This window comes from Streptomyces sp. NPDC001514, assembly GCF_053597075.1.
In genome coordinates this window covers 70,393-77,876 of the sequence record NZ_JBSFHO010000024.1, presented here as the reverse complement: position 1 = coordinate 77,876, position 7,484 = coordinate 70,393, and the positions used below count along the sequence as shown (strand labels likewise).

Below are 7,484 nucleotides of genomic sequence, written 5' to 3'. Positions count from 1 at the left end.
ACCAACGCCCGTACCCGTGCCAACGCCCACCGTGCCCGTGCCCGTGCCAACGCCCGCCGTGCCCGTGCCCGTGCCAACACTCGACGCCCCCGACAGCGCCCCCGCACCCGCACCCGTGCCGTCCCCGCCCAGCACCGACGACGCCGACGACGCCGACGGAAAGAACGCCGACCCCGCAAGACCCGCCGCACCCTCCAGCAGACCCGGAACAGAAGACCCCGACCCATCCGACACCGCACCCGACGACGCACCCGTGCCCGCATCCGTGGTCGGCACCGCGCCCGGCCTCGGCAGCATCCCCGACGCCGCGCCCGCGCCGGCGCCCGGCACCAGCTGCGGACCCGGCACCGACGAACCCGCCAGACCCGGTAGCCGATACCCCACATTCAACCCGACACCCGCACCCGCACTCGCGCCCGCGGCACCCGCCAAAGCGGCCAGAGCACCCTGGCCACCCAGGCCGGCAACGCCGGCACCCCCATCCGAACCCGAGCCCGAAAGCAACGACGAAGACGAGGCCCCGGACGACCCAGGACCCCGAATCACCTTCCCCGCGAAACCCTTCAACTCCTGAAAACCACGCCCCCCCGCCGACAACATAGTGTCCAGCACCAGAGCCGACGCCGCCGCACCCGCCAACGTCATCGGATTCAGCGCCCACGTCCCGTACAACGCCCCCATCGCCAGCGACTCACCGAAGAACTCGCCCGCACTCTGCGACGTGACCGACTGCCCCTGCTTCAGCCCCGTCCTCAGCCAATCCGGCAGCGGACCCCGCCCATTGACCACCCCCCCACCCAAGGCCCCCGGCTTCTTGTCCCACCCATTCCCCAGAACCGACTTCCCCAAGTCACCCAGGAACTTATCCACCCAATGCACCGAATTGCCCACGATCAGACCGACAACACCGGCCTCCCCCACCTTCCCCCAGTCCACCCCGTCCGGCCGCATCGCACCGGTGTTCCGCAACATCATCAAACGCGTCACCAACGTCGTGAACATCTCCGACAACGCGTCCGACATCGACGGAAAGAACCCCGCGCGCTGCAACGCCTCCGCAGTGATCACCGACACCACATACAACGCGCGGATCTTCAGCAGCGTCTCTTCCATCATCGCTACATACGGAGCCACCCACCCGATCGCATGAGCCATCGCCAACTCAGCGGCTATCGACAGAAACTCATTGATCAGCTCATAGCTGCGCTCCATGATGTCCCGGGCCTCAGCCTCCGTCCCCACCTGAAGCTCCCGCGCCTGAGCAGCCGCCTGCCCAGTCGCCGACACATCCCCATCCCCACCCGCCAACGGCGCCATCGCGCCCTTGTAACTCTCCGCCGCCCGCCTCGGCAACGCCCCGTCCACCAACGACAGAAACGCCGCGACCTTCTGCTCAAACGCCACCAACTTGTCATGGGCATACCCGTACACCGCACCGGCCTGCGCCGCATCCGCGCTGTTACCCGTCGGCGGAAGCTCACCAACCAACGTGAACATGGTCCACGCAGCGGCAGGAGGCCACTCCTCGATATGCCCAAGACCCATGGGTTACGGACGCCCGCCCTTCGGACGCCCACCGTTCTCGACGACGTCCTCACTCGCACCCAGGGCGCTGTCGATCTCGTCGAGACTCTCGCCCTGCGTGCCCTTCATCACGCCCCGCGCCCGGAAATGACCCTCATTGACCAACGACATCGCCTGGCCGATTCTCTCGAGGATCATGAAGAGGTCATCATTGTTCTTCCTGACCTTTGGGCCCATCGCGTCCGCGTAATCATCCGAGGCACCCTCGGTTCCCCACCAGCCGTACACGGCCGCCATCCGGGCCCGGCAGTCCGCCGCCAGCGCGCTCGCCTCGTCAGCGAGCTCCCAGGCCCGCTGGGTGACCCCATCGAGCCGGGCCGAGTCACCCTCAAACACGTCTTCCGACATCGCGTCACCTGCTCTCTTCGTCCCGGGCCGACTCGGGTACGGCCGCCCGCGGCTGTGCCGCCCGGATCTCCGGGTCCTCGACGATCTCGTCACGCAACGCCGGCTTCGCCTTCCGCTTACGGCCGGCGTCGGCCACCTCGACGTCCTCCTCGAACTGGCCGAAGATACGGTCCCAGTTCATCCCCATCGCTTTACCACGCGCACGGGCGAACCCCTGCCCCTGCTCGGTGAGCGGACGGAACGTGTCAAGCATCGCCTGCGCCATCCGGGCGCGGGCCTGCCGGGCGGCCTCCAGCACCGCCGCGCCCAGCTCCTCACCCGGCATCGAACGGTATTTGTCCCCAAGGAACTTCACCTGCGTCAGCTCACCCTGCGCACCCACCGTCACCTCGGCACAACCGTTCCCGGCACGCCCGGTATACGAGGCCGCCCGCATCCGCTGCTCGGCGTCTTCCAGGGCCGACACCGTCTGCTGCAGCTCCTCAACAGCCCGCTGGATGGCGTCACTCGACGGCCCTACCGGGCTGCCGGACCGGGCTGCCGGTCCCCTCTGCTCCGTCATCTCAGTCCCTTCCGATCGACGCCGGCGCGCCGTCCTCGTCGGCGCCCCACACGTCCTCGTCCTCCGTCACCCACGACTCCCGCTCGCGGTCCCCGCTCTGGGTGTCCTGCTGCTGTCCCCCTCCGGGCGGCGTCATGGGCGGCGGCATGAACGGCGTACCGCTGGTCGAAGTGCCGCCCCGCTGGGACGCGCTCACCTCCTCCGATGCCGACGACCGCGGCCGGCGACGCTGGATCACCTGCTGCTGATGGTCGAAGACCTGACGCATGCGCTCTTCCGAACCCGGGCCGCCGGACGTCGTTCCGTTCATGTGAGTACCCATGGGAAGCATCGGCATACCACCACCCATGGAACCCGTCGACGACCGACCACCGTTGAGGTTTGACGAACCACCCAACCCCGACGACCCATCACTACTGGTGAAGTCGCGGTCATCATACAACTCTTCCTCGTACGGGTAGGGCTCCTGGTAGGAAGTTCGATCGTATGGGTTGTCAGGGTGCGGTGAGAAGATCTCGCCCGGATCGAGATGGGTGGACGACCGGCTTCCGTCGGAGAACACCGTCGTCGCCTCGCCCGTGAGCGGGTTGACCGTGCTGGAACTCCCGTCGGGGAAGTCGGTGGTGAGTGTTCCGTCGGGCCGGCGTGTGGTCCAGCTGCCGTCGGGGTTGTGCAGGGACTCGCCTGCCCGCAGCTCACTGAGCTCCCGGGCCCCGTCCGGAAGTGTGACGGTGGACTCGCCTGTCCGCGGGTTGACCGTCGTCGAGCTGCCGTCGGCGAAGTTCGTGGTGACGGAGCCGTCCGGGTTGACGGTGCTGGTGGTGTCGCTCCAGTCCCCGGAACCGGAGAAGTCGGACTGCGACGGCAGATCGCTCGTCGGGTCGAGCGAACCGATCTGCTCCTGGTACCGCTGCTCGGCCGCCGCCTGCTCGGCCTTCTGCTCGGCCCGCAGCTCGTCTGCCTTGGCCTCCTGCTCCTCGCGCAGCTGGTCCTGCTTGGCCTCCTGCCCCGCCTGCTCGGCCTTCTGCTCCGCCCGCAACTCGTCCTGCCGGGCCAGCTCCTCTGCCCGCAACCGATCCTGCTTGGCCTCCTGCTCCTCGCGCAGCTGGTCCTGCTTGGCCTCCTGCTCCTGACGGATCTGCTCCTGCTCCTCCTTCGCCGCTTCCTGCTCGGCCTTCTGCTCGGCCCGCAGCTCCTCCGCCTTGGCCTCGGCCTCCTTCTCCTTGGCCTCCTGCTTGGCCTCCTGCTCCTTCTGCTGCTGCTGCTGAAGCAGGAACTGTGCCTGCTGCTGCGCCGCCTGCTCGGCCTGCAGCTCCTCCTGCTTGGCCTGAGCCTCCTCCTGCTTGGCCTCCTGCTCCGCCCGGATCTGATCCTGCTTGGCCTCCTGCTCCGCCCGGATCTGATCCTGCTTGGCCTCCTGCTCCTGACGGATCTGCTCCTGCTCCTCCTTCGCCGCTTCCTGCTCGGCCTTCTGCTCGGCCCGCAGCTCCTCCTGCTTGGCCTCCTGCTCCTGACGGATCTGATCCTGCTTGGCCTCCTGCTCCTCCTGCTTGGCCTCCTGCTCCGCCCGGATCTGATCCTGCTTGGCCTCCTGCTCCTCCTGCTTGGCCTCCTGCTCCTTCTCCTTCTGCTCCTGTCGTGCCAGATCCTCCTCGCGCTGCTTGTCGGCCTTGTCCTCCATCTCCTTCTGCTTGGCCTCCTGCTCCTCCTTCTCCTTCTCCGCCTTCTCTTCCTGCTCCTTCTCCTTCTCCTCCTGCTTCTTCGCCTGCTCCTCGGCAAAGGCCTTCGTCTCGTCCTGGTAGGCCTTGGCTTCCTCCTTCTCCTTCTCCGCCTGGTCCTGCGCAAAGTCCTGTTCGAGATTTATGGGACGTGATTTGACGGGTCCGAAGGTGTGGTCGTTCCAGGCATTCTGTACGTCGATGATGGACTGCTGCGCCACGTGCACGACCGTCTGCTCAAGGTGCTCCTGCCAGCGCCGGAGAGCTTCCTCGCCGATCTTCTTCCACGTGCCGTAGTCCTCGATGTCGCCCTCGGATATATGCTTGCTGAAGCCGGCTGCCGCGTACCACTTATCTTCGGTTCCTCCCCCCTCCATATCTCGGCGGGTGCCCGCAACTGTTTCATCGGCGTCATACGTGATCATGGTCAGGTTGAACCACCACAGGTGATTGGTGACCTCGAGCAGTACGTCGTGAACCCATTTCAGAGGATTCGACTGTGGAGAATTCGCCCAGATCGCCCATTCAGTTTGGAGGTTCAGCGCCGCGTCCCGGAGGGCATTCTTGAAGCGACGCAGTTCCGCACCGTGCTTGGAATCGGTGAGGCTATTCAAAGGAATCGCTTCGGAATAGGCCTCGTAGTTGCGGTTGAGGCCATGGATCAGATCCCGGAAGACGCCGGCTGCCTGCCCCTTCCAGGATGCCTGCTCGGTCCCAAGGTCGAACTCCCAGTCCGCCAACTCCCGCTGCGAGTAATAGAAGAATTTGGCGGCCCGGTCGAACGCCTGGGCTGCGTCATCGAACGACTTCAGACTCACCGCGTCCGTACGCGGCACATGGATGTCGGCCCAGGAGAAGCCGATGGTCGACTGATCGGGCTCGAAGAGGAGATGCTGCAGGGCCATGCCGCCACCGAAGCTGTACTGCGACAGCGCCAGGTTGTTCCACTTCTGTTCGGCGAGGTCGTCGAACTTCCCCTCTTCGTGGCTGGAGAATTCCTTGCCCTGGAAGACCCCGCCTTGCGGCCCCGTGGGAACACCGGTGCCCCTGGTCCCCAGCAGGGTTACCCGCGCCCGCTTCATCCTGAGCTCGTCGCCGGCGACGACACCATGTCCCAGTCCGTTCTTCGAGCCCCAGAAGGGAACGACGAAATCCGTCTCCTCTATCTGCCAGCCCGAGTTCGCGACCCGCCAGTGCATGTCATCGATGGATTGGCTCAGGATATCGGACGGATTACTTTCGTATTCGTCGAACTCGATCTTCATCAGCGGGATGCCACGGTTCCCGATCAGCTGGCCGAAGATCTCATCTCTAGTAGGCGCCATATACCCGGTGAGGAGCTTCACCGCCGCATGCCAGAAATCATCGGTGGAGTGAATCGGGGGAACAGGATTCGTCGCCGGCGTAGTCACAGCGCCTACCTCTCAGTGGCCGGAGAAGGAGCAGATGGATGGGGGAGCACGGGAGAAGCCGACCGGGGGAACCTCTCGGTTCCCCCGGCAGCCCGGAGAGGCCTTCGGTCCCGACCGGCGGCGCCGGGTGGGCGGATTCAGTCGTCGCCGCTGTCGCCGCCGCTGCTCGGAGCGAGGTCGTCCACCGTGTCCTCGAAGATGTCGAGCAACTCCTGCCCTTCCATGGACTCCAGGTTGCCCCCTTGGACATCGGCCAGCTTGGCGATCGTCGTGCGCAGGTTCTCGACGATGTCCTCGAACAGGGCCCGATGGTCCTTGTAGATGCCGTTGACATCGGACACACACGTCACTACGGCCGCCTGCAGCTCGCTGCCGGCGCCGCCCAGGTTGTCTTCCATCGACATGTAACCCATGGCCAGCGGCTTCCCGGTCTCATATGAGTCGAAGCCCGCCGCCGGAACGTCCTCGCCGCCGAGCAGCGTGGCAAGCGTCGGCCCACTCACCGGGTCGTCGAGGTTGATGTTCTTGACCGACTCCAGGAATGGTATGACACGGTTGTCCAGGAAGGCCTGAAGTCCGGCCTTATCCATGACGAGGGGGCCGCTGCCGGTGTTCGGGTCGGTTGTGTCCTCAGGCGGGTCGCTCTTGTCCTCAGCCATGCTGTGCTCCTTTCACCGGCCGGGCCGGGGCGCGCCGGCCGGTTCAGCGGTCGAGCCGGCTCAGCGGCCGACCCTGACGGACTCCCACATCTGGGTGATGTTGTTCTGGCCCTGCCGGTACCTGCCGGACACGTCGTCCAGCAGTGTGGAGTGATTGCTCAGGAGCTGCTTCATGTTGGCGACCACGCCGTTCCAGGCAGCCTGCCTCTCCCCATAGGCCTGGCGGTCGTCACCGTCCCAGGTGGCCTTCAGCGCCCCGAGCTCCTGGTCCAGGGTGCTCAGGACCTCCTCGATCCAGTTGGTCGCCTCCATCAGATCACCGCAGGCGTTGTTCATGCGCGAGTAGTCGACGTAGATGTATCCGTCGGTCAGGTTGTTCGGGTCGGGCATCATCGCGAGTCTCCGTTTCAGTTCCATCGATGTCCGGTTCTGTGTTCCTGGCTCCGTGTGGGAGCGGGCGGCGAGCGGGTCAGCCCGCGAGGGTGTCGAAGACCTGGTCCGACTGGCCGTGAGCCATCGAAATCGCTTCGCCGCTCTGGGTCTGCGTGATCCCCTTCTGCTGCATCGTCTCCAGGAGGGTGCTCTCGAACCCCTCCAGGTTTTTCATGATCACATCCGCGTGCTCCTGCCACTTCATCAGCAGCTGGCCGTACTTGCCGCCGTCGGCGCCTCCGTAGCCCTGGGAGGCCAGGTTCATCTGGGTGGTGTTGACGCCTTCCTTGATGCGGCCGATGCCGGTGTGCGCCATCGACAACGCCATGCAGCCGGCGTTGAGAGCGCTCGCCTCCGACGCCGACCCCTGCCCTCCGCTGAGGGCGCCCCCGCCGACGAGACCATTCGAGTAGTCCGACATTTCCTTGAACCGCCTTCCGTCTCGGTCCTCCGTGCACCCGCCGAAACGGCAGGAGGACACCTTGGTTTCCCCACCGTCCAACCCAACCCTTGCAAAAACCTTGCACCTGAGGCCGGGGTGGTTGTCACACCAGCGGTGGGCCGCCTCCCGGCCGGGCCGGTCCCGCCGCTCATGGACGTCCCCGCGCCCCACGCCGACCAGGCCGTACGTTTACCGAACTCTCCCTCCCGGCAGGCGCGTAGGTACGGGTAGGCTGCTGTCGCCTCCCCGCACACCTCGTCCCCCGCATCCGAACCGCGGCAAACCACCAGCGGTCGTGCCGTGTACACCACCCGGACACCGACAGGA

Annotated in this window: 7 protein-coding genes; 1 reads left to right on the top strand and 6 read right to left on the bottom strand. The window is 65.9% G+C overall.

Translation table 11 applies throughout. From position 1 onward, the window contains the following. The first annotated feature begins 883 nt into the window (after positions 1-883). A complete protein-coding gene (locus tag ACWCXB_RS24300) occupies positions 884-1,150 on the top strand; it encodes a hypothetical protein (RefSeq protein ID WP_450725587.1) in 267 nt (88 codons plus the stop codon). A gap of 398 nt (positions 1,151-1,548) precedes the next feature. Here ACWCXB_RS24300 and ACWCXB_RS24295 read toward each other — a convergent pair whose 3' ends face one another. The 6 genes from ACWCXB_RS24295 to ACWCXB_RS24270 all read right to left on the bottom strand — a co-directional run bounded on the left by ACWCXB_RS24295 (position 1,549) and on the right by ACWCXB_RS24270 (position 7,136). Continuing rightward, positions 1,549-1,932 (bottom strand): hypothetical protein, encoded by a 384-nt coding sequence (locus ACWCXB_RS24295; RefSeq protein WP_450725586.1) that lies wholly within the window; start codon positions 1,930-1,932, stop codon positions 1,549-1,551. Between the two features lie 4 nt (positions 1,933-1,936). Continuing rightward, positions 1,937-2,494 carry a YbaB/EbfC family nucleoid-associated protein gene (locus ACWCXB_RS24290; RefSeq protein ID WP_450725585.1) on the bottom strand — a complete coding sequence of 186 codons (558 nt, stop codon included), beginning with the start codon at positions 2,492-2,494 and terminating at the stop codon, positions 1,937-1,939. A 1-nt stretch (position 2,495) separates the two neighbouring features. Continuing rightward, positions 2,496-5,558: an AAWKG family protein gene (locus tag ACWCXB_RS24285; protein ID WP_450725584.1), complete on the bottom strand. Its 3,063-nt coding sequence runs from the start codon at positions 5,556-5,558 to the stop codon at positions 2,496-2,498. A gap of 203 nt (positions 5,559-5,761) precedes the next feature. Then, on the bottom strand, positions 5,762-6,283 hold the full coding sequence (locus ACWCXB_RS24280; protein WP_450725583.1) for a type VII secretion system-associated protein: 522 nt from the start codon (positions 6,281-6,283) through the stop codon (positions 5,762-5,764). Between the two features lie 60 nt (positions 6,284-6,343). Then, positions 6,344-6,676, bottom strand: a complete 333-nt coding sequence (locus ACWCXB_RS24275) for a WXG100 family type VII secretion target (RefSeq protein ID WP_450725582.1) — start codon at positions 6,674-6,676, stop codon at positions 6,344-6,346. A gap of 76 nt (positions 6,677-6,752) precedes the next feature. Further along, on the bottom strand, positions 6,753-7,136 hold the full coding sequence (locus ACWCXB_RS24270) for a hypothetical protein (RefSeq protein ID WP_450725581.1): 384 nt from the start codon (positions 7,134-7,136) through the stop codon (positions 6,753-6,755). Positions 7,137-7,484: the final 348 nt, after the last annotated feature.